The organism is Stenotrophomonas oahuensis, assembly GCF_031834595.1.
Lineage (GTDB): Bacteria > Pseudomonadota > Gammaproteobacteria > Xanthomonadales > Xanthomonadaceae > Stenotrophomonas > Stenotrophomonas oahuensis.
Genome location: NZ_CP115541.1, coordinates 3,416,523 through 3,435,957, shown reverse-complemented (window position 1 = coordinate 3,435,957; position 19,435 = coordinate 3,416,523). Strand labels below are relative to the sequence as shown.

23 protein-coding genes and 1 other RNA gene are annotated in these 19,435 nt (G+C 65.7%); 14 read left to right on the top strand and 10 right to left on the bottom strand.

Annotated elements, in window-relative coordinates; all coding sequences use genetic code 11:
- Positions 1–157 precede the first annotated feature (157 nt).
- The 5 genes from PDM29_RS15380 to PDM29_RS15360 all read left to right on the top strand — a co-directional run bounded on the left by PDM29_RS15380 (position 158) and on the right by PDM29_RS15360 (position 4,318).
- Positions 158–712, top strand: a complete 555-nt coding sequence (locus PDM29_RS15380; RefSeq protein WP_311193801.1) for an RNA polymerase sigma factor — start codon at positions 158–160, stop codon at positions 710–712.
- Entirely contained in the window at positions 709–1,677 is a 969-nt protein-coding gene (locus PDM29_RS15375; protein ID WP_311190945.1) for a hypothetical protein, read from the top strand. The genes PDM29_RS15380 and PDM29_RS15375 overlap by 4 nt, the downstream gene beginning before the upstream one ends.
- A gap of 25 nt (positions 1,678–1,702) precedes the next feature.
- Complete coding sequence (locus PDM29_RS15370; RefSeq protein WP_311190944.1) at positions 1,703–2,308, top strand: IMPACT family protein; 606 nt, start codon at positions 1,703–1,705, stop codon at positions 2,306–2,308.
- Positions 2,305–4,071, top strand: a complete 1,767-nt coding sequence (locus tag PDM29_RS15365) for an ABC transporter transmembrane domain-containing protein (protein ID WP_311190943.1) — start codon at positions 2,305–2,307, stop codon at positions 4,069–4,071. The genes PDM29_RS15370 and PDM29_RS15365 overlap by 4 nt, the downstream gene beginning before the upstream one ends.
- A 67-nt stretch (positions 4,072–4,138) precedes the next feature.
- Positions 4,139–4,318 carry a hypothetical protein gene (locus tag PDM29_RS15360; protein ID WP_311190942.1) on the top strand — a complete coding sequence of 60 codons (180 nt, stop codon included), beginning with the start codon at positions 4,139–4,141 and terminating at the stop codon, positions 4,316–4,318.
- Positions 4,319–4,436: 118 nt separating this feature from the next.
- Here the strand turns inward: PDM29_RS15360 and PDM29_RS15355 are convergent, their stop codons facing one another.
- The 6 genes from PDM29_RS15355 to hrcA form a co-directional block, all read right to left on the bottom strand.
- Complete coding sequence (locus PDM29_RS15355) at positions 4,437–5,549, bottom strand: prephenate dehydrogenase (RefSeq protein ID WP_311190941.1); 1,113 nt, start codon at positions 5,547–5,549, stop codon at positions 4,437–4,439.
- Positions 5,546–6,454 carry a pyridoxal kinase gene (gene pdxY / locus PDM29_RS15350; protein WP_311190940.1) on the bottom strand — a complete coding sequence of 303 codons (909 nt, stop codon included), beginning with the start codon at positions 6,452–6,454 and terminating at the stop codon, positions 5,546–5,548. Before pdxY ends, PDM29_RS15355 begins: the two co-directional genes overlap by 4 nt.
- A gap of 64 nt (positions 6,455–6,518) precedes the next feature.
- A complete protein-coding gene (gene dnaJ / locus PDM29_RS15345; RefSeq protein ID WP_311190939.1) occupies positions 6,519–7,643 on the bottom strand; it encodes a molecular chaperone DnaJ in 1,125 nt (374 codons plus the stop codon).
- Between the two features lie 117 nt (positions 7,644–7,760).
- Positions 7,761–9,695 (bottom strand): molecular chaperone DnaK, encoded by a 1,935-nt coding sequence (gene dnaK / locus PDM29_RS15340; RefSeq protein ID WP_311190938.1) that lies wholly within the window; start codon positions 9,693–9,695, stop codon positions 7,761–7,763.
- 153 nt (positions 9,696–9,848) lie between these two features.
- Complete coding sequence (gene grpE / locus PDM29_RS15335) at positions 9,849–10,364, bottom strand: nucleotide exchange factor GrpE (protein WP_311190937.1); 516 nt, start codon at positions 10,362–10,364, stop codon at positions 9,849–9,851.
- An 81-nt stretch (positions 10,365–10,445) separates the two neighbouring features.
- A complete protein-coding gene (hrcA, locus tag PDM29_RS15330; protein WP_311190936.1) occupies positions 10,446–11,513 on the bottom strand; it encodes a heat-inducible transcriptional repressor HrcA in 1,068 nt (355 codons plus the stop codon).
- Positions 11,514–11,624: 111 nt separating this feature from the next.
- Between hrcA and recN the strand changes: the two genes are divergently transcribed.
- Complete coding sequence (recN, locus tag PDM29_RS15325; protein ID WP_311190935.1) at positions 11,625–13,286, top strand: DNA repair protein RecN; 1,662 nt, start codon at positions 11,625–11,627, stop codon at positions 13,284–13,286.
- Positions 13,287–13,401: 115 nt separating this feature from the next.
- Here recN and fur read toward each other — a convergent pair whose 3' ends face one another.
- Positions 13,402–13,818, bottom strand: a complete 417-nt coding sequence (gene fur / locus PDM29_RS15320; RefSeq protein ID WP_311190934.1) for a ferric iron uptake transcriptional regulator — start codon at positions 13,816–13,818, stop codon at positions 13,402–13,404.
- 103 nt (positions 13,819–13,921) lie between these two features.
- Here fur and PDM29_RS15315 point away from each other — a divergent pair, with 103 nt between their 5' ends.
- Positions 13,922–14,317, top strand: coding sequence for an outer membrane protein assembly factor BamE (locus PDM29_RS15315; RefSeq protein WP_311190933.1), 396 nt, complete (start codon positions 13,922–13,924; stop codon positions 14,315–14,317).
- 51 nt (positions 14,318–14,368) lie between these two features.
- Here the strand turns inward: PDM29_RS15315 and PDM29_RS15310 are convergent, their stop codons facing one another.
- Together PDM29_RS15310 and PDM29_RS15305 are read right to left on the bottom strand one after the other, a co-directional pair.
- Positions 14,369–14,623 carry an RnfH family protein gene (locus PDM29_RS15310; protein WP_311190932.1) on the bottom strand — a complete coding sequence of 85 codons (255 nt, stop codon included), beginning with the start codon at positions 14,621–14,623 and terminating at the stop codon, positions 14,369–14,371.
- 3 nt (positions 14,624–14,626) lie between these two features.
- The gene (locus PDM29_RS15305; RefSeq protein WP_125358826.1) at positions 14,627–15,055 is read right to left on the bottom strand and encodes a type II toxin-antitoxin system RatA family toxin; all 429 of its coding nucleotides are present in this window, start codon (positions 15,053–15,055) and stop codon (positions 14,627–14,629) included.
- 57 nt (positions 15,056–15,112) lie between these two features.
- Between PDM29_RS15305 and smpB the strand changes: the two genes are divergently transcribed.
- From smpB to PDM29_RS15275, 6 genes are all read left to right on the top strand, one after another.
- The gene (gene smpB, locus PDM29_RS15300; protein WP_311190931.1) at positions 15,113–15,616 is read left to right on the top strand and encodes an SsrA-binding protein SmpB; all 504 of its coding nucleotides are present in this window, start codon (positions 15,113–15,115) and stop codon (positions 15,614–15,616) included.
- A 44-nt stretch (positions 15,617–15,660) separates the two neighbouring features.
- Positions 15,661–15,972 (top strand): hypothetical protein, encoded by a 312-nt coding sequence (locus tag PDM29_RS15295; RefSeq protein WP_311190930.1) that lies wholly within the window; start codon positions 15,661–15,663, stop codon positions 15,970–15,972.
- Positions 15,973–16,101: 129 nt separating this feature from the next.
- Positions 16,102–16,502, top strand: a transfer-messenger RNA (tmRNA) gene (gene ssrA, locus PDM29_RS15290).
- Positions 16,503–16,740: 238 nt separating this feature from the next.
- The gene (locus PDM29_RS15285; RefSeq protein WP_311190929.1) at positions 16,741–17,082 is read left to right on the top strand and encodes a type II toxin-antitoxin system RelE/ParE family toxin; all 342 of its coding nucleotides are present in this window, start codon (positions 16,741–16,743) and stop codon (positions 17,080–17,082) included.
- Positions 17,083–17,084: 2 nt separating this feature from the next.
- A complete protein-coding gene (locus tag PDM29_RS15280; RefSeq protein WP_311190928.1) occupies positions 17,085–17,411 on the top strand; it encodes a helix-turn-helix domain-containing transcriptional regulator in 327 nt (108 codons plus the stop codon).
- Between the two features lie 82 nt (positions 17,412–17,493).
- Positions 17,494–18,192 (top strand): 5' nucleotidase, NT5C type, encoded by a 699-nt coding sequence (locus tag PDM29_RS15275; RefSeq protein ID WP_311190927.1) that lies wholly within the window; start codon positions 17,494–17,496, stop codon positions 18,190–18,192.
- Here the strand turns inward: PDM29_RS15275 and PDM29_RS15270 are convergent.
- Positions 18,155–18,436 carry a type II toxin-antitoxin system HicB family antitoxin gene (locus tag PDM29_RS15270; RefSeq protein WP_311190926.1) on the bottom strand — a complete coding sequence of 94 codons (282 nt, stop codon included), beginning with the start codon at positions 18,434–18,436 and terminating at the stop codon, positions 18,155–18,157. The genes PDM29_RS15275 and PDM29_RS15270 overlap by 38 nt on opposite strands.
- Positions 18,437–18,840: 404 nt before the next feature.
- Here PDM29_RS15270 and PDM29_RS15265 point away from each other — a divergent pair, with 404 nt between their 5' ends.
- Positions 18,841–19,404 (top strand): MuF-C-terminal domain-containing protein, encoded by a 564-nt coding sequence (locus tag PDM29_RS15265; protein ID WP_311190925.1) that lies wholly within the window; start codon positions 18,841–18,843, stop codon positions 19,402–19,404.
- Positions 19,405–19,435: the final 31 nt, after the last annotated feature.

Here is a 19,435-nt window from a genome sequence, read left to right as displayed (position 1 = left end):
ATAGCGCGACTGCCGGGGGGCAATGGAAGGCCATAACCCCAAAAGGCGCTTTCATACGTTGTAACGTGTGTCCTGGCCGTGATCTTCCCGCATGTCCGCTGTCCTGTCCCCGCCCCCTGGCTATGCGCGCACGCATTCAGCGCTTACCCTGTGCGCCGTGGACGCCGCTGCCCTGCCTACCGATGAATCCCTGATGCAGGCCTGGGCCGCCGGCGACGTACGCGCGTTCGAAGCCCTGTACGCCCGCCACCGCAGCCGCCTGTACAGCTTCCTGCTGCGCCAGCTGCGTGATGGCGCGCTGGCCGACGAACTGTTCCAGGACGTCTGGCAGCGGGTGATCGCCGCCCGGGCCGGCTGGCAGCCGGACGCGGCCTTCACCACCTGGCTGCTGCGCATTGCCCACAATCGGCTCAACGACCATTGGCGCGCCGCACGTCACCGCCCGGCCGCCCCGGCCGATGCCGAGGACCGGGTCAACGCGATGAGCGACCGCCAAACCCCGGAAACCCAGCTGTCCGAGTTCGAGCAGCGCCGCCGCCTGCAGCTGGCCATGGAGCAGCTGCCCGAGGACCAGCGCATGGTGCTGCAGCTGCGGCTGGAACAGGAGCTGAGCCTGGAAGAGATCGCGCAGATCACCGGCGTGGGCCGGGAAACCGTCAAATCGCGCCTGCGCTATGCGATGGACAAGCTGCGCGGGGAGCTGAGCCCATGAACCGCCCTGAACCACTGACCCCTGAAGAGCGCGAACTGGCCCGCCTGCTGGGCCGGCCAGGTACCAGCTCGCCGTCGGCGCGCGTGGACGAGGCCGTGCTTGCCGCCGCCCGTGCTGCGGTGGGGACGGGCGCGGCGGCGGCCGCCGTGGAAGCAGCACCCGGCCCAACGGCTACCCGTGCGCCCCGCCGCCGTACGCGCCTGCCCGCCGTGCTGGGCGTGGCCGCCTCGGTGGTGTTCGCAGTGGGCATCGCCTGGCAGCTGAAGTTCGACGACCCCACCACCGCGTCGGCACCGCCACCGGCCATCGAAGTGGCGACCGACACGGCCGCACCGACGGCAGAACCGGCAGAAACGCCGGCAGAAGCGCGCGCAGCCGCCGAATCAACTATTGAGGCACCGGGCGTCACGGAACCGGTACCGGCCCGCAATGCGCCTCCCACCCCGGCGCACCCGCCAGCACCGGTCAAGCCAATAGCCCCCGCTGCGCCCGTAGAAGCACCCGCACCGGCAGCAGAAGCGTTCAGCGCAGACACCTACAGCGCAGCACCGCCTCCACCTGCGCCCGCGCAGGGCTCGGCCGAGAAGGCTGCCGAACCCGCGGCGGAAGAGCGCGTGGCACTGGACGCCATCCAGGTGACCGGCTCGAAGATCGAGACGCCACGCGAAAGGTCTGCCCTGCGCGCCCAGCGCGCCGCGCCGGCGGCATCGGCACGCGGCGAGATGCCGGCCCCGGCTGCCGCGATGGCCGCACCGGCCGACTTCGGCGGCCAGCCCGACTCGGCCGCGATCACCACCGCCGTGGATGCCGATGCCCTGCTGCCGCGCCGGCAGTGGATCGAGCGCATCCGCGAACGTCGCGATGCCGGCGATCTGGAGACCGCGCGCGCCAGCCTGCGGCGCTACCTGCAGCACTACCCGGAAGTGCGGGTGCCGCGCGATCTGCGCGCACTGCTCGATTCCTGAGCGCGGACCACTAGAATGGTCGGCGATGCCCGATACACTCGCCCAACCGGTCAGCCACAGCCTGGACGTCAAGCACAGCCGCTTCATCGCGCACGCTGCGCCGATTGAAAGCGCCGCCGCCGCACTCGACTTCCTTCAGCAGGTGGCGGTGGCCGATGCCACCCACAACTGCTGGGCCTACCGCCATGGCCAGGATTACCGCTCCAGCGATGACGGCGAACCCGCCGGCACGGCGGGCCGCCCGATCCTGGCCGCCATTGATGGCCAGGGCTTCGACCGGGTGATGGTGGTGGTGATCCGCTGGTATGGCGGCATCAAGCTCGGTGCCGGCGGACTGGTGCGGGCCTATGGCGGTACCGCCGCCGAATGCCTGCGCACCGCGCCGCGGGTGCCGTTGATCGCCCTGGCTGAGCTGGAGGTGCAGGCCCCGTTTGAAGATCTGGGGACCTTGCACGCGGCTGTAGCCGCGCATGCTGCCGAGAAACTCGATGAGTCGTTTACCGCGCGCGGCGTGGAACTGCAGCTGCGACTGCCCGCCGACCAGGTGGAACCGTTGAAAATCCGCCTGCGCGACGCCACACGTGATCGTATCCGCGTGCATCTGCGCACTGCCCCAGGATCCCCCACATGACTGACACTTCCGCCACGCCTGCCCCACCCCTGCGCCGTCTGGGCAGCCTGGGGACGCTGTGGCCGTTCGTGCGCCGCCATATCGGGCTGTTCTCGGCCTGGCTGGTCGCACTGGCGATATCCTCAGCGGCCACGCTCAGCCTGCCGCCGGCCGTCAAGCAGATGATCGACCACGGCTTCAGCAGCAATGGCGACATCAACCGCGCCTTCGCCCTGCTGTTCCTGGTTGCGGTGGTGCTGGCGCTGGCCACCGCCGCGCGCTTCTTCTTCGTTTCGATGCTGGGCGAGAAAGTGGTCGCCGACCTGCGCAGCCGTCTTTATGCCCACCTGATCAGCCTCGGGGCGGGCTTCCACGACCGCAGCCGCAGCGGCGAACTGGTCTCGCGCCTCACCGCCGACAGCGAACTGCTGCGCAGCGTGATCGGCTCCACCATGTCGGTGGCCCTGCGCAGCAGCGTCACCGTGATCGGCAGCCTGACCATGCTGTTCATCACCAGCCCGCGGCTGGCCGCGTGGTCGCTGGTCGGCATTCCGCTGGCGATCCTGCCGATTCTCATCGGGGCCGCCCGCCTGCGCCACATCTCGCGCGCCAGCCAGGACCGCATTGCCGATGCCAACTCGCTGGCCGCGGAAACGCTGGGGGCCGTGCGCACGGTCCAGGCGCACGCGCGCGAGCCCTACGAGCGCGGACGCTTCAACGCGGCACTGGGGGAATCGATCAAGGCCGCGCGCCGCCGCATCACCGCACAATCACTGGTCACCGCCGTCGCCATCGTGATGATCTTTGGTGCCATCGTGGGTGTGCTGTGGCTGGGCGCGCACGATGTCATTGACGGGCGCATGAGCGCCGGCACGCTGGGCCAGTTCGTGCTGTATGCACTCATCGGCGGCGGTTCGGTGGGCGCACTGGCCGAAGTCTGGAACGAACTGCAGCGCGCCTCGGGCGGCATGGGCCGGATTGCCGAGCTGCTGCAGGAAGACGTGGAGATCACCCCCCCGGCGCACCCGCAGGCCCTGCCCGCCCCGCTGCGCGGCGAGATCCGCTTCAACGATGTGGTGTTCCATTACCCGCAACGCCCGGACACCGCCGCGCTGGATCACTTCGATCTGCATGTGCGCCCGGGCGAGACCGTAGCCCTGGTCGGGCCATCCGGTGCCGGCAAGAGCACGGTGCTGTCGATGCTGCTGCGCTTCCACGACCCGGCCGCCGGCGGCGTGGAAGTGGACGGCGTGGACATCCGCCAGTTCGACCCGGCGCAGCTGCGCGCGAAGATGGCGCTGGTGCCACAGCAGCCCACCCTGTTTGCCGCCACCGCGCTGGACAACATCCGCTACGGGCGGCTGGACGCCAGCGACGACGAGGTTCAGCAAGCTGCCGAAGCCGCCGAGGCCGACGACTTCCTGCAGGCCCTGCCCGACGGCTACCTGAGCGAGCTGGGCGAGCGCGGCGCGCGCCTGTCTGGCGGCCAGCAGCAGCGCATTGCAATTGCCCGCGCCCTGCTCAAGGACGCACCCATCCTGCTGCTGGACGAAGCCACCAGCGCACTGGACGCACAGAGCGAGCGCGCCGTGCAGCAGGCGCTGGAGCGGCTGATGGCCGGGCGCACCACGCTGGTGATCGCGCACCGGCTGGCCACGGTGCTGAAGGCCGACCGGATCGTGGTGATGGACCACGGCCGCATCGTCGCCCAGGGCACCCATGCCGAGTTGCTGGCCGAAGGTGGTCTGTACGCTGAACTGGCGCGACTGCAATTCATCGATTGATGACGCGCCGGTAACGGCAGCGGTCGCATGGTGGCGCTACCCAACAGGCCGCTGAAGGAGGTGCTGCATGTCGTTCCGCCAGTTCCCCGCCACTGACGCCAATGGCGAGACCCGCATCATTCTGGAGTTCGTTGCCGACCAGGCCGATGGCGGTGAAAAGCGTTATGAGCTGGATTCCGGCGAACCGCTCGAGCGGGATGGCCGCCAATACCACACGCGCGATGGTGCGCTGACATTGAACACGTAACGCTGGTCAATTAATCGCCAGGTCTCTTGACAGCGTTGCCTGCCGGGACCTGCCCGCACTTATCCACACCTTTGTGCGCAGTTCATCCACACCCCCTGTGGATGAACTGCCCATCGCCTCAGCGCGACAGCACCCGACCGATGCCGCTGGCATCGATTTCCTGCGCCGCCCGCAGCATCGCCTGCGCGTCGCTGCCCGCCACGAAACCCATTCGGAAATGCACCTCACCCGCCGGGGTGCGCGAGGAATGAATCGACGCCAGGCTGACGCCATGGCGCTCGAACACATGCAGCAGTTCGCGCAGCGAGCCAGGCCGGTCTTCCGGCAGATGCACGCTGATCGCGTTTCGTTCGGTCAGATCGGCCAGCAGATACCCCACCCGTTCAAACGTGTAGTTGCCTTCGGCCAGCTGCGCCTCGCCCTGGTGTTCACGGTTCACCCGCAGCAGCTGATTGCGGAAGTCCGCGCGCGCGGCATCATCGCCCTGCAGCACCTGCTGGTGCAGCTGCTGCAGCTGGCCGAGCAGACGTTCCAGCATCGGGGCCACATGCGGGTTGCCGAACTGGATGTCCTCATAGATCACCGGGTTCATCGACAGAATGCGCGCGATGATCGCGGTATCCAGCTCGAACGAGGCCGACCGGTACGGCATCAGCGCCGGCAGCGCGCCCAGCAGCGGCGCGTACTCGCGCAGCACGCCGGCCTGGGCCAGATGGGTGGCATGCACCATCGCCTGCACCAGCGCCATCACCTGGTCGTGGTGTTCGGGCGTGGCCTGCACGCACTCGGCTTCCAGCGCCCCGCACAGCGCCTCCACCCACGGCTGCCACGTGCTTACACGGGACTGGCAGACCACCATCACCCGCCCCTTCAGGGTCGGGGCCTTGGGCGGTGCGGTCATCGGATGCAATCCCACCACCTCGGCCTGTGATTCCAGCATGGCCGCCACCGGTGCGCTCTTGACCGAGGTGACGTCCAGCCACAGCCGGCCAGCTTCGCGCCCGGCAGAGCGTTCCACGTACTCGGCCACCAGCGCCGGCGTATGTCGGATCGGCGCGGAGAAGATCAGCACCTGCGCGCGTTCCAGCAGATCCTCCGGCGAATGCGAATCCGGATCGGCCGGGTCATGCCCGATCACCTCCAGGCCCATGCGCTGCTCGAAGAAGCGCTGCAGCCACCGCCCGTAGGCACCGGCACTGCCGACAATACCGATCAGCGGGCGCACGCTCACGCCAGACGCTCGGCAACGAAGCGATCAGGGAACGCCAGCGCGGCCGGCGCGGCCGCCAGCACATCGAACTCTTCGTGGTGGTTGGCCAGGGTGGTTTCCAGCGCCACATGGACGCCGGCAATCGCGCGCGAGATCGCCTGTTCGAACGCCTCGCCGCGCAGCAGGAAGGCCACCAGCAGCGACATCAGCACGTCACCGGTGCCGGCCACGTCCACCGGCAGGTGCGGCGAGGACCAGCGCCAGATCGCGTCGCGGCTGACCGCCAGGGTGACCAGCTGGCCGGGTTCGCCACCGACGCTGTGCGCGAGCACCCATTGCGGGCCACGTGCCAGCAGTGCCTGCGCGGCGGCGATGGCGTCGCCTTCTTCCAGGCTGGGCAGCCCGGTCAGGCGATTGAGTTCGAAGGCGTTCGGCGTGACCAGCCAGGCATGCGGCAGCAGGCGCTCGGCGAAAATGGTTTCCAAACCTGGTTCCACGTAGGGCCCGGTGTGGGTGTCACCAATCACCGGGTCCAGGCAGTAGCGCAGCTGCGGCGAGGCCGGCAGCACCACATCGAGCCAATCGGCGAACGCCGCGCCGTTGCCGACGCTGCCGAAGTAGCCCGACACCAGCATGCGCGCACGTTGCGGCAAGCCACGTTCGCCTGCACCCAGCAGCAGGTCGGCGAACCAGTCCGACGGCAGCACACGGCCGCGGGTGGTGGCATAGAACGGCGCGTTGCTGAGCAGCGTGGTGGGAATCTCCGCCACGCGCACGCCCAGCGCGCGCAGCGGCGGCACCGCCGCGCTGTTGCCGGCGTGGCCGTAGACCAGCTGCGACTGGACCGAGATGACGTCGACCGGCGACGGACCGTCCGGGCGCTGGCGGCGGCCGTGGACGAGGTGGCTTTCGAGGGGTTCGTTCATGGGGCCATTATAAAAAAACGCCGGCATTGCCGGCGCTTTTCGTTACCAATGGAACCAACCCGGCTTACGACGTCATGCGGTCCCAGAAGCCCTTGACGCCATCCAGGAAGGTGGCCGACTTCGGCGAGTGCTTACGTGCTTCCTCGCCGACGAAGGTCGTTTCGAACTGCTCCAGCAGCTTGCGCTGCTCGGCGGTGAGGTTGACCGGCGTTTCCACCACCACGCGGCAGTACAGGTCGCCTTCGCTGCGGCTGCGCACCGAACGCACGCCCTTGCCTCGCAGGCGGAACAGCTTGCCGGTCTGGGTTTCGGCCGGGATGCGGATCTCCGCATAGCCTCCCAGGGTCGCCACGCGCACGGTGTCGCCCAATGCCGCCTGGGAGATGCGGATCGGCACCTCGCAGTGCAGGTCATCGCCGTCGCGCTGGAAGATGTCGTGCTCGCGCACGCGCACTTCCACATACAGGTCACCCGGCGGCGTGCCGGCCGGGCCGGCTTCGCCTTCGCCCGCCAGGCGGATGCGGTCGCCGGTGTCGACGCCCGCAGGCACCTTGACCGACAACACCTTGTCTTCCTCGACACGGCCATTGCCGTGACAGGTCTTGCAGGGAGTCTGGATGATCTGGCCGCGGCCGTTGCAGTTATGGCAGGCCTGCTGCATGGCGAAGATGCCGCGCTGGATGCGCACCTGGCCATGGCCCTTGCAGACCGAGCAGGTTTCCACCTTGCCGTCTTCCGAGCCACTGCCGTTGCAGTCATCGCACTCGGCCAGGGTCGGAATCTCGATGCGGCGCTCGATGCCCCGCACGGCTTCTTCCAGGTCCAGCTCCATCACGTAACCGATGTCAGCACCGCGACGGGCCTGGCGCGGACCACCGCCGGCACCCCCGAAGATGTTGCCGAAGATGTCGCCGAAGATGTCGCCCATGTCCGGGCCGCCCGGACCACCGCCGCCCATGCCGTGCTCGAACGCGGCGTGGCCGTGGGCATCGTACATGCGGCGTTTGTTCGCATCGGACAGGGTTTCGTAGGCTTCCTTGCACTCCTTGAAGGAGGCTTCGGCCGCCGCATCGCCCGGATTGCGGTCAGGATGGAACTTCATCGCGCAACGGCGATAGGCTTTCTTCAGTTCTTCTTCGCTGGCGGTGCGGGTCACGCCCAGCACTTCGTAATAGTCGCGCTTGCTCATAACTTCAATCGTTGTCCGGCAGTCGGGTATTGCCCCCGACACACCGGGCTGCGGCGGTCAGGATCTGAGATGTGACAACGGGACGCTGCCTGCGCAGCGTCCCGTGTCGCGTCTGGATCAGGACTTCTTGTCGTCCTTGACTTCGGTGAACTCGGCGTCGACCACGTCGTCGTGGGCGGCCGAACCACCGTTGCCAGCGGACTCACCACCCGGGGCGGCACCGCCCTGGTCAGCGGCCGATGCAGCGGCGAACAGCGACTGGCCGGCTTCTTCCAGCGCCTTCGACTTGGCTTCGATCTGCGCCTTGTCGTCACCCTTCATCGCGGTTTCCAGGTCGGCCAGAGCCGATTCCACCTTGCCGATCACATCACCGCCGACCTTGCTGCCGTGTTCGGTGATCGCGGTACGGGTACCGTGGATCAGCGCGTCAGCCTGGTTGCGGGCCTGGACCAGCTCGTGGAACTTCTTGTCTTCTTCGCGGTTGGCTTCCGCATCAGCCACCATGCGTGCGATTTCGTCCTCGGACAGACCCGAACCGGCCTTGATCTCGACCTTCTGTTCCTTGTTGGTCTTCTTGTCCTTGGCCGACACGTGCAGGATGCCGTTGGCGTCGATGTCGAACGACACTTCCACCTGCGGCAGGCCACGCGGAGCCGGCTCGATGCCGGACAGGTCGAACTTGGCCAGCGACTTGTTGAAGCGGGCCTGTTCGCGCTCACCCTGCAGCACGTGCACGGTCACGGCCGACTGGTTGTCCTCGGCGGTGGAGAACACCTGCGAGGCCTTGGTCGGAATGGTGGTGTTCTTTTCGATGATCTTGGTGAACACGCCGCCCATGGTCTCGATACCCAGCGACAGCGGGGTCACGTCCAGCAGCAGCACGTCCTTGACGTCGCCGCCCAGCACGCCGCCCTGGATCGCCGCACCCAGTGCCACGGCTTCGTCCGGGTTGACGTCCTTGCGCGGTTCCTTGCCGAAGAACTCGGTCACCGCCTGCTGCACCTTCGGCATGCGGGTCTGGCCGCCGACCAGGATCACTTCGCTGATGTCGCTCGAACGCAGGCCGGCATCGTTCAGCGCGATGCGGCATGGCTCGATCGACTTCTTGATCAGGTCTTCCACCAGCGCTTCCAGCTTGGCGCGGGTCAGCTTGATGTTCAGGTGCTTCGGACCCGAGGCGTCAGCGGTGACGTACGGCAGGTTCACTTCGGTCTGCTGGCTGGTGGACAGCTCGATCTTGGCGCGCTCGGCGGCGTCCTTCAGGCGCTGCAGGGCCAGCGGATCCTTGCGCAGGTCGATGCCCTGGTCCTTGTTGAACTCGTCCACCAGGTACTCGATGACGCGGTTGTCGAAGTCTTCGCCGCCCAGGAAGGTGTCGCCGTTGGTGGCCAGCACTTCGAACTGCTTTTCACCGTCGACGTTGGCGATTTCAATGATCGACACGTCGAAGGTGCCGCCGCCCAGATCGTAAACGACGATCTTGCGGTCCTTGCCGTCACCCTTGTCCAGGCCATAGGCCAGGGCTGCGGCGGTCGGCTCATTGATGATGCGCTTCACTTCCAGACCGGCGATGCGGCCGGCGTCCTTGGTGGCCTGGCGCTGGCTGTCGTTGAAGTAGGCCGGCACGGTGATCACGGCCTCGGTGACGGTCTCACCCAGGAACGCTTCGGCGGTCTTCTTCATCTTCTCCAGCACGCGGGCGGAGATTTCCTGCGGGGCCATCTTCTTGGCATCGCTGGTGGCAACCCAGGCGTCGCCGTTGTCGTGGGCCAGGATCGAATACGGCACGTGCGCGATGTCCTTCTGGACTTCAGCGTCGGTGAACTTGCGGCCGATCAGGCGCTTGACGGCGTAGAAGGTGTTCTTCGGGTTGGTGACCGCCTGGCGCTTGGCCGAGGCACCCACCAGCACTTCGCCGTCCTTGGTGTAGGCGACGATGGAAGGCGTGGTGCGGTCGCCCTCCGCATTTTCGATGACGCGGGCCTTGCCGCCGTCCATGATCGCCACACACGAGTTGGTGGTGCCGAGGTCGATACCAATGATCTTGCCCATGGGGAGACTCCTGAAAGTTCTTAAGTACTGTCCGGCGGCTGCCGGGTTATGAATGGGATGTGGGGGATGGGTTTGTCACATTCAACCCATTCCGCGAACGCTGTGTTCAACCAGGGTTGCCGTAGAGCCGGGCTTGCCCGGCTGCACGGTTGATCAATCCCTTGCAACCACCACCAGCGCAGGACGCAGCAGGCGGTCGTTCAGCAGGTAACCCTTCTGGAACACCTGGACCACGCTGCCCGGGGCCGCGCCGGGGGCGTCGACCTGGCTGATGGCCTGGTGGTGTTCCGGGTTGAACGGCTGCCCGGTCGGGTCCAGCAGGGTCAGGCCGTTGTCGGCGGCGACCTTCAGCAGCTGCTTGTAGGTCAGCTCCAGGCCTTCGCGCAGCGGGCTGGCCTCGGTGCCGGCGGCATTCAGGCCGGCGTCCAGGCTGTCGAACACCGGCAGCAGTTCGCCCAGAAGTTTTTCATTGGCGAAGCGGCGCGCCTGCTCCACGTCGCGGGCCACACGCTTGCGCTGGTTGTCCAGGTCGGCGCGCTCGCGCAGCGACTCCGAACGCAGCAGGGCGACCTCGTTCTGCAGGGCCTCCAGCTGCTGCTGCAGCGAAGAACCTTCGGCAGCGGCGTCGGCCGGGGACGGGGTGGCGGTATCGGGCTGATCTTGATTCATGTTCGGGTCCTTGGCGGTCACTCCCCGCCTCCACACCCCCTATGTGGGCGCGGCGGACCGATTCAAGAGCAGATGACGCTTTCAGGTGCGGTCACGGGACAATCCACCGCTAGAGGGTGCGTCCAGCGCCGCCCCCAGCACCTGGGCGGTGGCCTCCACCAGCGGAATCATGCGGTCGTAGGCCATCCGTTTCGGGCCGATCACCCCGAGCACGCCCAGCACCTGGCCGCCGGCCGAGTACGGCGCGGTCACCAGCGACACGCTTTCCAGCGGCACCACCCCGGTTTCCTCGCCAATGAAGATGCGCACCCCCGGGGCCTGGCTGGTGCGTTCCAGCAGCTGCAGGATCTCGCGCTTGCTGGCGAATACGTCAAACAGCTCGCGCAGCCGTTCCAGGTCGGACAGGTCCTGCACCCCCATCAGCCGGGTCTGCCCGGCCAGCACGATGTCATCGGCCGGCGGGGCCAGGGCCTGCTCGGCCAGCTCCACGCTGTGGGCCAGCAGCTGCTCCATTTCCGAACGGGCCTGGCGCAGCTCCAGCAGCAGGCCGGCGCGGATCTCGGCCAGGGTGCGGCCGGCGCAATGCGCATTGAGATAGTTGGCGACCCGCTCCAGCTCGGCCGGCTCCCAGGCGCGGCGGGGCTCGATCACCCGGTTCTGCACCTCGTTGTCGGCGAATACCAGGATGGCCAGCACCCGGCGCGCGTCCAGCGCCACGAAATCGATATGCCGGAATGCGAACTGTTCGCGCCGGGGGGCACCCACGACACCCACGAAATGACTCATCGCCGACAGCAGTTCCGAGGCACTGCCCAGCAGCGCCTGGGTGCCGGTACCGCTGGACAGCTCGCTGCGCAGGCGCTGCAGTTCGCCCTCGCCCGGCGGCTGCATCTTGACCAGGCTGTCGACAAACACCCGGTAGCCGGTGGCGGTGGGTACCCGCCCGGCCGAGGCATGCGGTGAGCTGAGCAGGCCCAGATCCTCCAGGTCGCCCAGGATGTTGCGGATGGTGGCCGGGCTGACGTCCAGGCCAGCCAGTCGCGCCAGCGTCTGCGACCCCACCGGTTCCCCATCCTGGATATGGCGCGCGATCAGGGTCCGCAGCAGGTGGCGGGCGCGCGGTGCCAGCGGTGGCGAAGGTGCGTGCATGGAATCAGCCTGTGAGACGCCCGCCTTGATAATGGCTGGCGTGGACGTTGGCAAGTCATTGGAGTGGCCCCGCGCCCATGCTAGCGTTGCGCGGCTCAAGAACCCAATACCATGCTCAGACATCTTTCGATCAAGGATTTCGCCGTCGTCCGCGCCACCGAACTGGAGTTCGGGCCGGGCATGACCGTAGTCTCCGGTGAAACCGGGGCCGGCAAGTCGCTGATGGTGGACGCACTCGGCTTCCTGTCCGGCCTGCGCGCCGACAGCGGCGTGGTCCGCCACGGGGCCGCCCGCGCCGAACTGTCGGCCGAGTTCGCGCCCGACGCCGACGCACCCGCGCGCGCCTGGCTGCGCGACAACGAACTGGACGATGACGACCAGTGCCAGCTGCGCCGGGTCATCCGCGCCGACGGCGGCTCGCGTTCGTGGATCAACGGCCGCCCGGTCACCTTGACCCAGCTCGGCGAGCTGGCCGGCATGCTGGTGGAGATCCATGGCCAGCACGACCAGCAGGCCCTGCTGGCGCGCCCCTCGCAGCTGGCGCTGCTGGACGCCTACGCCCGCAACGAGGCCGAGCGCAGCCAGGTACGCCAGGCTGCCGCCCGCTGGCAGGCGCTGGTTGACGAAGCCGAGGCGCTGTCGCGCCAGGGCGACGTCAGCGACCGCATCGGTTTTCTGGAACACCAGCTGGGCGAGCTGCAGCGCGAGGACCTGGAGCCGGCCTCGATTGTCGGACTGACCAGCAGCCACCGCCGCCAGGCCCATGCCGGTGCCCTGCTCACCGCCTGCGACGTGGCCGCCGCACGCCTGAATGGCGATGACGACAGCGCCGTGCTGCAGCAGCTGCAGCAGACCCGGCACGAGCTGTCGCGGGTGGCCGAACACGACCCGCGCCTGGGCGACGTGGACGCCCTGCTGGACGGCGCGGCCATCCAGCTGCACGAAGCCCTGGCCCTGCTCGACCGGGTGCACGGCGACCTGGATGCCGACCCGGAGCAGTTCGAGGACATCGAACGCCGCCTCGGCCGCCTGCACGACCTGGCACGCAAGCACCGGGTGCCGATGGAGCAGCTGGGCGAGCATCGCGATGCGATGGAAACCGAAGTGGAGCAGCTTCGCGGCGCCGACGCCCGCCTGCAGACGCTGGCCGGCGAGATCGACCGCGCGGCGGGGCAATGGCAGGCCGTGGCCGCCACATTGAGCGCCAGCCGTCGCACCGCCGCAGCCGAGCTTTCCGCCACCACCACCGCGCTGATCGGCGAGCTGGGCATGGGCGGCGGTCAGTTCCTGATCGAGATCGAACCGCAGGCCGTGGCCAAGCCGGACCCGAACGGGGCCGAGCGGGTTGAGTTCCTGGTGGCCGCCAACGCCGGCCAGCCGCCGCGCGCCCTGCGCAAGGTGGCCTCCGGGGGCGAGCTGTCACGCATCTCGCTGGCCATTGAAGTGGCCGCGCTGGACCTGGACGCGGTGCCGACCATGGTCTTTGACGAAGTGGATTCGGGGATTGGCGGTGCCGTGGCCGACATCGTCGGGCAGAAGCTGCGCGCCCTGGGCGAAAAGCGCCAGGTGCTGTGCGTGACCCACCTGCCGCAGGTGGCCTCCAAGGGCCACGCGCATTACCGGGTGAGCAAGGCCCCCGTGGACGGGATGACCCAGAGCGCGGTGGAGAAGCTGGACAGCAAGGCGCGCGAAGAAGAGCTCGCCCGAATGCTGGGCGGCGTGGAAGTCAGCAAGGAGGCGCGGGCGGCCGCGCGGAAGCTGTTGCAGGTGTGAGGGGGGCGTCCCGACCAACGGTCGGGACCTACCGGGCGCGATGATCCCCGCGGTAGGCGACGACCGTTGGTCGTCGCGGCGTTGCATCCCGATCGCGTAAACAACCGCGTTGCGGTTATTTACGCTTCTTGCGCACGTACAGCACCAGCGAGTGCTCTTCCAGCTCGTAACCATGATCCGCCGCGATCTTGCGCTGCAGCTCTTCGATCTCGTGGCTTTCGAACTCGATGATCTTGCCGCTGTCGACATCGACCATGTGGTCGTGATGACCGCCGCGGTCCAGTTCGTAAACGGCCTGGCCGCCCTCGAAGTTGTGCTTCAGCACCAGGCCGGCGGCCTCGAACTGGGTCAGCACGCGGTACACCGTGGCCAGCCCGATTTCATCACCGTGCTCGAGCAGCTGGCGGTAGATGTCTTCAGCGGTCATGTGGTGGTGGTGCTTCTGGGCATCCCGCTGCTCCAGCAGGGCCAGGATCCGCATCCGCGGGTGGGTCACCTTCAGGCCGACTTTGCGCAGGTCGTTGGTTTCCATAAGTCTCCGTTCATTGGCGATTTAGCGCCAGCTGCCTCGGATTGGGTCGCGGCGACACGCGGGGAGTGTATCATCGACTGGATTTCCCCAAACGCCCTTTCCGATGCGCAATCTCCTGCTGGTCGCCGCCGTTGCCCTGTCCACCACCGGGTGCGGCATCATCTACAAGCAACCCATCTATCAGGGCAACCTGGTCCGGGAGCAGGCCGTCGGTCAGCTGCAGGTCGGCCAGAGCAAGCAGCAGGTCAACGCCCTGCTCGGCACCCCGTCCATTCCCGACCCGTTCCACGCCCAGCGCTGGGACTACACCGCCACCGAGCGGACCAACCGGGTGGGCCGTACTGAAGTGAAGAACTTCACCGTGTTCTTCGAGAACGACCTGGTCACCCGCTGGGAAGGCGACTTCTTCGCCACCCGCGACGCCCAGCTGGCCCAGGACACCGTCCGCCAGTTCGGCCGCAACCTGGCCAAGGACAAGAAGAAGCAGCGCGGTCGCTGAATCGTAGAGCCGGGCTTGCCCGGCTGATCCGCCCGCAGACCGCGAACGCAGTTACCTCGCAGCGCGCCGGCGCCGGTTGTCCTTCGGGTCGGCCAGCAAGGGCCTCAGCAGTTCCACCCGGTCGTTGTCCTCCAGCACCTGGGCAAGCCGGGCCAGCAGCCCATGCACCGCCACCGCCGGGCAGTCTGCGCTACCGGGCAGGTTCGCCGCCGCAATCGCTTCGGCCACTGTCGCCCCTTCGGCCAGCTCCAGCGCCCGGCGCTCCACCCGGTCCGGCCATGCCAGCACCACCTCGACGCGGATCACCGCTCAGTCCTGGCTGTCGGCAACGCGGATGAAGTCGTTGACCATGCGGTCGGCCAGGCCCTGGAAGCCCAGTGCCAGTGCCGGCCCGAGCAGGCGGCTGGTGGGTTCGAAGTCCAGGGTGAGGGTGACCTTGCACGCATCTTCGGCCAGCGCATGGAACTCCCAGCGGCCATGCAGCTGCTTGAAGGGACCATCGCGCAGCTTCATATCAATATGGTGTGGCCGCTGCAGGCTGTTTTCGGTCATGAACCAGGTCGAGAACGAGCCCAGGCCCAGGTCCAGCCGCGCCACCACCCTATCCGGGCTGGATTCCAGGACCTGCGAGGCCGAGCACCAGCGGAACCGGCGCGGGTAGGCCTCGACATCATTTACCAGGTCGAACATGCGGGCGGCGGAATGTTCAACCAGGGCACTGCGGCGGATGGTAGTCATACGTTGGCTTGGCTGACGAATCGACCACGGACGGCCGGAATCGGAGACAATAGATAAATGAGCAAGAACAGCGCCAAGGATAAAGCAAAGAACGCGACGGCCAATAAAACCATCGCGCTCAACAAGCGTGCCCGCCACGAGTACCACATTGAAGAGCGCTTCGAGGCCGGTCTGGCCCTGCAGGGCTGGGAGGTCAAGTCGATCCGCGCCGGGCGCGGCAACATCGTCGACGCCTACGCCTATGTGAAGTCCGGCGAGATCTACCTGATCGGCGCGCAGATCACCCCGTTGATCCAGGCCTCCACCCACGTGGTGGCCAACGACCGCCGCGAGCGCAAGCTGCTGCTGCACCGCCGGGAGATCGACAAACTGATCGGCAAGGTCGAACGCGACGGCTACACCATCGTGCCCACCGCGATGTACTGGAGCAAGAACAAGATCAAGCTGGAAGTGGCACTGGCCAAGGGCAAGCAGACCCACGACAAGCGCGACGCCGCCAAGGACCGCGACTGGGCCATTGAAAAGCAGCGCGCCATGCGTCGCGGTAATCGCGACGCCTGAACCGTGATGTCCCATTCCTTACTTTCCAACGGCAGGAGCCGCGCGTGACCCAGACCCCTACTCCGGCCGAATTGCAGGCAGACATTGCGGCCTTTGAGTTCATCTTCACCGAATTCAGCCGCACCATGGAGCCTGCAGCCCTGCTCAAGGTGCTGACCTACCTGCTGCGCAACGCCCAGCGCGAGGCGGCTGAATCCGACACCCCGCAACTGCAGGCCCGGATCATCCGCCTGCAGACCCTGCTGGCCCAGGTGGAACCGGAGGCCCAGCGCCAGATCACGGCACTGAAGCACGAGAAGAGCAATCAGCGCCGCGAAAAGGCCCGCCATCGCGCCGAGAACCTGCGCCAGCGGTAACCTGCCCTCCGCGCGCCCCAAAAGGTGACTGTTCAGCCTTTTTGGCGTAGCATCTCCGCCATCGGGTAGGGCCACTGGCCGGTTTCGACCATCCAGCAGCCTGATAGCCTTGCAAGAACTGAAGAGACCGGGGGTGCATTGGTTTCGACGGGGGTTGTGAAGTTACCTGGTGCATGCCGAGGGGGCAGCTTTCCTCGTAAATCCAGCGGCAAAACTCTAGTTGCCAACGAAAGCGACTACGCTCCGAACTTCGCTGTTGCTGCCTAAAAAACAGCTGCAGTTGTAGTTCTTCTGCCGCATAAGGCGGAGCCCCGAACCCACTTGTGTCCATGCTCGTCGGTGTAGGGTCATTATCATGGAATCGGCTGTGGTGGCTGCCCGTCAGTCATGGCCTAACCCAAAGCGGGCTGATCCTGGGGTGCGTTTCGCACACCGTACTGCTCCAGGACGACACCAAACGGTGAGCTAAGCATGTAGAACTGGGGATGGAGTGCCTTCGGACGGCGGTTCAATTCCGCCCACCTCCACCAACACAGGTTCGAAAGAACCTACGAGAACCCGGAATTCCGCGAGGAGTTCCGGGTTTTTTGTTTGTGCATTAGGCCACTGACGTGTCAGGAAGTTCCGGTAGGGTCGCTCGCAAGACGACCGCACGGAACCTGCCCACGCCCGGTAAGGCATGACAGCCGTCGAAGCAGCCCCTACCCGGCACGAACCACTCGCACTGCATTCGACCAAGCACAATGGGAACGTATATGTTACTGTCTTATGGTGACCTACGAGCTCAATGAACTCCTACTCGACAACGGCACGAGCCCCTTCGGCAAATGGTACGGACAGCTCGACCCCCTCGCCGCAGCGAAGGTACATATAGCGCTGACTCGATTGGAACTTGGAAACCTCTCCAACGTCGCGTGGTTCCACGGCATCGGGGAGTACGAGATCGATTGGGGGCCCGGTCTACGTATCCACCTTGCAAGAGACGGATTGAAGATCATCATCTTGATCGGCGGCGGCACCAAGAAGCGACAACAGAAGGACATCGAGAAGGCTGTCACTCTCTGGGAAGATTTCAAACAACGAAAGGCATCAACGCAGAAAGGAACCTAGACATGGCACTCACTCGTAATTTCAAGGAAACCGTGGCAGCGCGCGTGCAGAATGACCCCGCGTTTGCTCGAGCGCTGCTCGACGAAGCCATCACCCAGTTCGTAAACGGGGAGCCGGAATCGGCCAAACTGGTGCTGCGCGATCTCGTCAACGCTACGGTGGGCTTCGAGGCGCTCGCTGAAGAAATCCACAAGCCTGCGAAAAGCCTTCACCGCATGTTATCCCAATCGGGAAATCCAACGATGAGCAATATTTCCGCCGTTTTTGCAGCCGTCAAACGCGCGCTCAAGGTTGAAGTTCGCACCCAGATCGTGATGGCCCGAGGATAGTTTCGATCAGCTCATTCTGCTTCCCATCGCAGTACCCGCCACCAGTGCTATCGTAGTACCCATCACGCAAACGAGAGACGTAATGGATTACGAGACTCCTATCTGGACGGGGCCGCGCAAAGCCGCCCTGGTTGTCGAAATTCTGCAGGGCCGCACATCGGTGGCTTCTGCCAGCGCCGAAGTTGGCATCCCCGCAAGCACCCTGTCGCAATGGGTTGAACACGGCATGCGCAGCCTGGAGCAGGCGTTCCAATCCCCCGAGCCAACGCTGCCCTCCTCCACTTCCCGTCCCGCCATCACCGTAGACACACGCACGCTGTATCTGGACCTGGACGGCGTCATGGCCGACTTCGATACCGGCTTCCCGGCCGTGTTCGGGTTGGACCACCGCCAACTGGAAGACGACGTGATGTGGGGACATATCAACGGTCACGCGTCATTCTTCCGCGACCTGCCACCGATTGCCGGTGCGATCGAATTCTTCCGCGCCATTGAACAGCTGGACCCGGTGATCCTCACCGCCTGCCCTAAGAGCAACTACACCGTCGCTGCCACGCAGAAGCGCGCGTGGGTGCGTGAGCATCTATCGCAGACCTGCCTCGTGCTGCCGGTGCTGGGCGGTGCCAACAAGCCTTTGTTCATGCATCGGCCCGGCGATGTTCTGGTGGACGACTGGAGTGCGAACTGCGCTGCTTGGAATGCTGCGGGTGGTGTTGCGGTGAAGCACAGCGGAGACTGGAGTGCTACCTACGACGGGCTTGTGGTGGCTGGGATGCTGTAACCGTTCGACGATGACTCGTGGTCGGCAGCTCAACGAGGATTTCACCGTTCTTGGCAACCGTCGGGACAGGCAGCGCCCTGCGATCATCGACATAGAATTCGATCGCCGTGGCCAAGCAGTCCACTGCGTTGGCCAACACGATGTCGATTGTGGCACCGCCCGTAATTGCCTCCGGGATGTCGCGGAAGGTCATGACGTAGTCGCCCTCCTTTCCGTCGATTTTGGCTGGGTAGCTGATAGACATTGCTGTTGATCCTCGATCCACAAACAGAGCTGCCTGCGGATGCTCCCACGCATGCTGAGTAAGAAGCCATACAACTTGCTGAGGCTTTGCCCCCTTTGCATGTGACCGTGTCGACGACGAACAAAGCGCACTGCGCGCCATTACCGTCGGGACAACATATTCGAGAGGCATTGTCGTGGCGGCACAGCTGCTAGCGCGCAACTGAATCCTGCAATCCAAGGGCACGATTGGACCTCGGCGAAGTTGCCAGTCGTGCCGAATGTGTTGTGGATCAACAAGAAAACTCATTTGCAGCCCAAGTCAGGGCCAGGACCTCCAGCAGCAACAAGCGAGGTCAATCCCTCGTTCTGGGACGCACACCGGCGGTACTGCGCATGCTTTCGGTCCCAGACCTACCACTCAGGATGACTACCGGAGTTCTGCACAAGATCCTGACCGGCAAAGGTGGGCAACGCGATGGCATCGCGCCTCACCAACTTGAGAAGCTACCCGAGTTCCTGGATGAGCCAATTGCCGTGCTCGAGTCGGCCACAGTCGGCTCAGCCATTGTGGTGCTGACAACAGCAAGAACAGCCTCGGGAGTGGTGATTGCATCAATCAGCCAGGCCCGCCGGGACGGTAACGCGATTGTGAATCTGGTCACCAGCGTGTATGCCAAGGAACGTCAAAGCTGGATTGCTGAGCAAGTTGCCGCGAACAGGCTCATGTATATGGACAGAAAAAAAGGCTTTGACACCCTGGAAGTCTCAGGCCACGCGCTGAACTGCGTGACGGAGCCAGGTAGTCAAAGCCCTGCACCGCGAAAGATACTCCTTCCTGAGGATCTCCGCAACTTCCGTAAAGCAGCGGGGGATCATCGATTCAGTGTGGTTCCAAGTAGTGCCACCTTGGTATCAACCGGAGACGAGCCCGGTACCGTCGGTCGACAGACGACGGCTGAAAGCGGTGATCGGCCGGGTGAAGCATGAAATTGGACGCAGAAGCGCGCCTCACGTTCGG

What these genes read in the sequence shown, in the direction of transcription:
- PDM29_RS15375 (WP_311190945.1), top strand. Translation starts at nt 709, where the DNA reads ATGAACCGCCCTGAACCACTGACCCCTGAAGAGCGCGAACTGGCCCGC.
- PDM29_RS15370 (WP_311190944.1), top strand. Translation starts at nt 1,703, where the DNA reads ATGCCCGATACACTCGCCCAACCGGTCAGCCACAGCCTGGACGTCAAG.
- PDM29_RS15365 (WP_311190943.1), top strand. Translation starts at nt 2,305, where the DNA reads ATGACTGACACTTCCGCCACGCCTGCCCCACCCCTGCGCCGTCTGGGC.
- PDM29_RS15360 (WP_311190942.1), top strand. Translation starts at nt 4,139, where the DNA reads ATGTCGTTCCGCCAGTTCCCCGCCACTGACGCCAATGGCGAGACCCGC.
- pdxY (WP_311190940.1), bottom strand. Translation starts at nt 6,454, where the DNA reads ATGAACGAACCCCTCGAAAGCCACCTCGTCCACGGCCGCCGCCAGCGC.
- dnaJ (WP_311190939.1), bottom strand. Translation starts at nt 7,643, where the DNA reads ATGAGCAAGCGCGACTATTACGAAGTGCTGGGCGTGACCCGCACCGCC.
- dnaK (WP_311190938.1), bottom strand. Translation starts at nt 9,695, where the DNA reads ATGGGCAAGATCATTGGTATCGACCTCGGCACCACCAACTCGTGTGTG.
- grpE (WP_311190937.1), bottom strand. Translation starts at nt 10,364, where the DNA reads ATGAATCAAGATCAGCCCGATACCGCCACCCCGTCCCCGGCCGACGCC.
- hrcA (WP_311190936.1), bottom strand. Translation starts at nt 11,513, where the DNA reads ATGCACGCACCTTCGCCACCGCTGGCACCGCGCGCCCGCCACCTGCTG.
- recN (WP_311190935.1), top strand. Translation starts at nt 11,625, where the DNA reads ATGCTCAGACATCTTTCGATCAAGGATTTCGCCGTCGTCCGCGCCACC.
- fur (WP_311190934.1), bottom strand. Translation starts at nt 13,818, where the DNA reads ATGGAAACCAACGACCTGCGCAAAGTCGGCCTGAAGGTGACCCACCCG.
- PDM29_RS15315 (WP_311190933.1), top strand. Translation starts at nt 13,922, where the DNA reads ATGCGCAATCTCCTGCTGGTCGCCGCCGTTGCCCTGTCCACCACCGGG.
- PDM29_RS15305 (WP_125358826.1), bottom strand. Translation starts at nt 15,055, where the DNA reads ATGACTACCATCCGCCGCAGTGCCCTGGTTGAACATTCCGCCGCCCGC.
- smpB (WP_311190931.1), top strand. Translation starts at nt 15,113, where the DNA reads ATGAGCAAGAACAGCGCCAAGGATAAAGCAAAGAACGCGACGGCCAAT.
- PDM29_RS15285 (WP_311190929.1), top strand. Translation starts at nt 16,741, where the DNA reads ATGGTGACCTACGAGCTCAATGAACTCCTACTCGACAACGGCACGAGC.
- PDM29_RS15280 (WP_311190928.1), top strand. Translation starts at nt 17,085, where the DNA reads ATGGCACTCACTCGTAATTTCAAGGAAACCGTGGCAGCGCGCGTGCAG.
- PDM29_RS15275 (WP_311190927.1), top strand. Translation starts at nt 17,494, where the DNA reads ATGGATTACGAGACTCCTATCTGGACGGGGCCGCGCAAAGCCGCCCTG.
- PDM29_RS15270 (WP_311190926.1), bottom strand. Translation starts at nt 18,436, where the DNA reads ATGTCTATCAGCTACCCAGCCAAAATCGACGGAAAGGAGGGCGACTAC.
- PDM29_RS15265 (WP_311190925.1), top strand. Translation starts at nt 18,841, where the DNA reads ATGACTACCGGAGTTCTGCACAAGATCCTGACCGGCAAAGGTGGGCAA.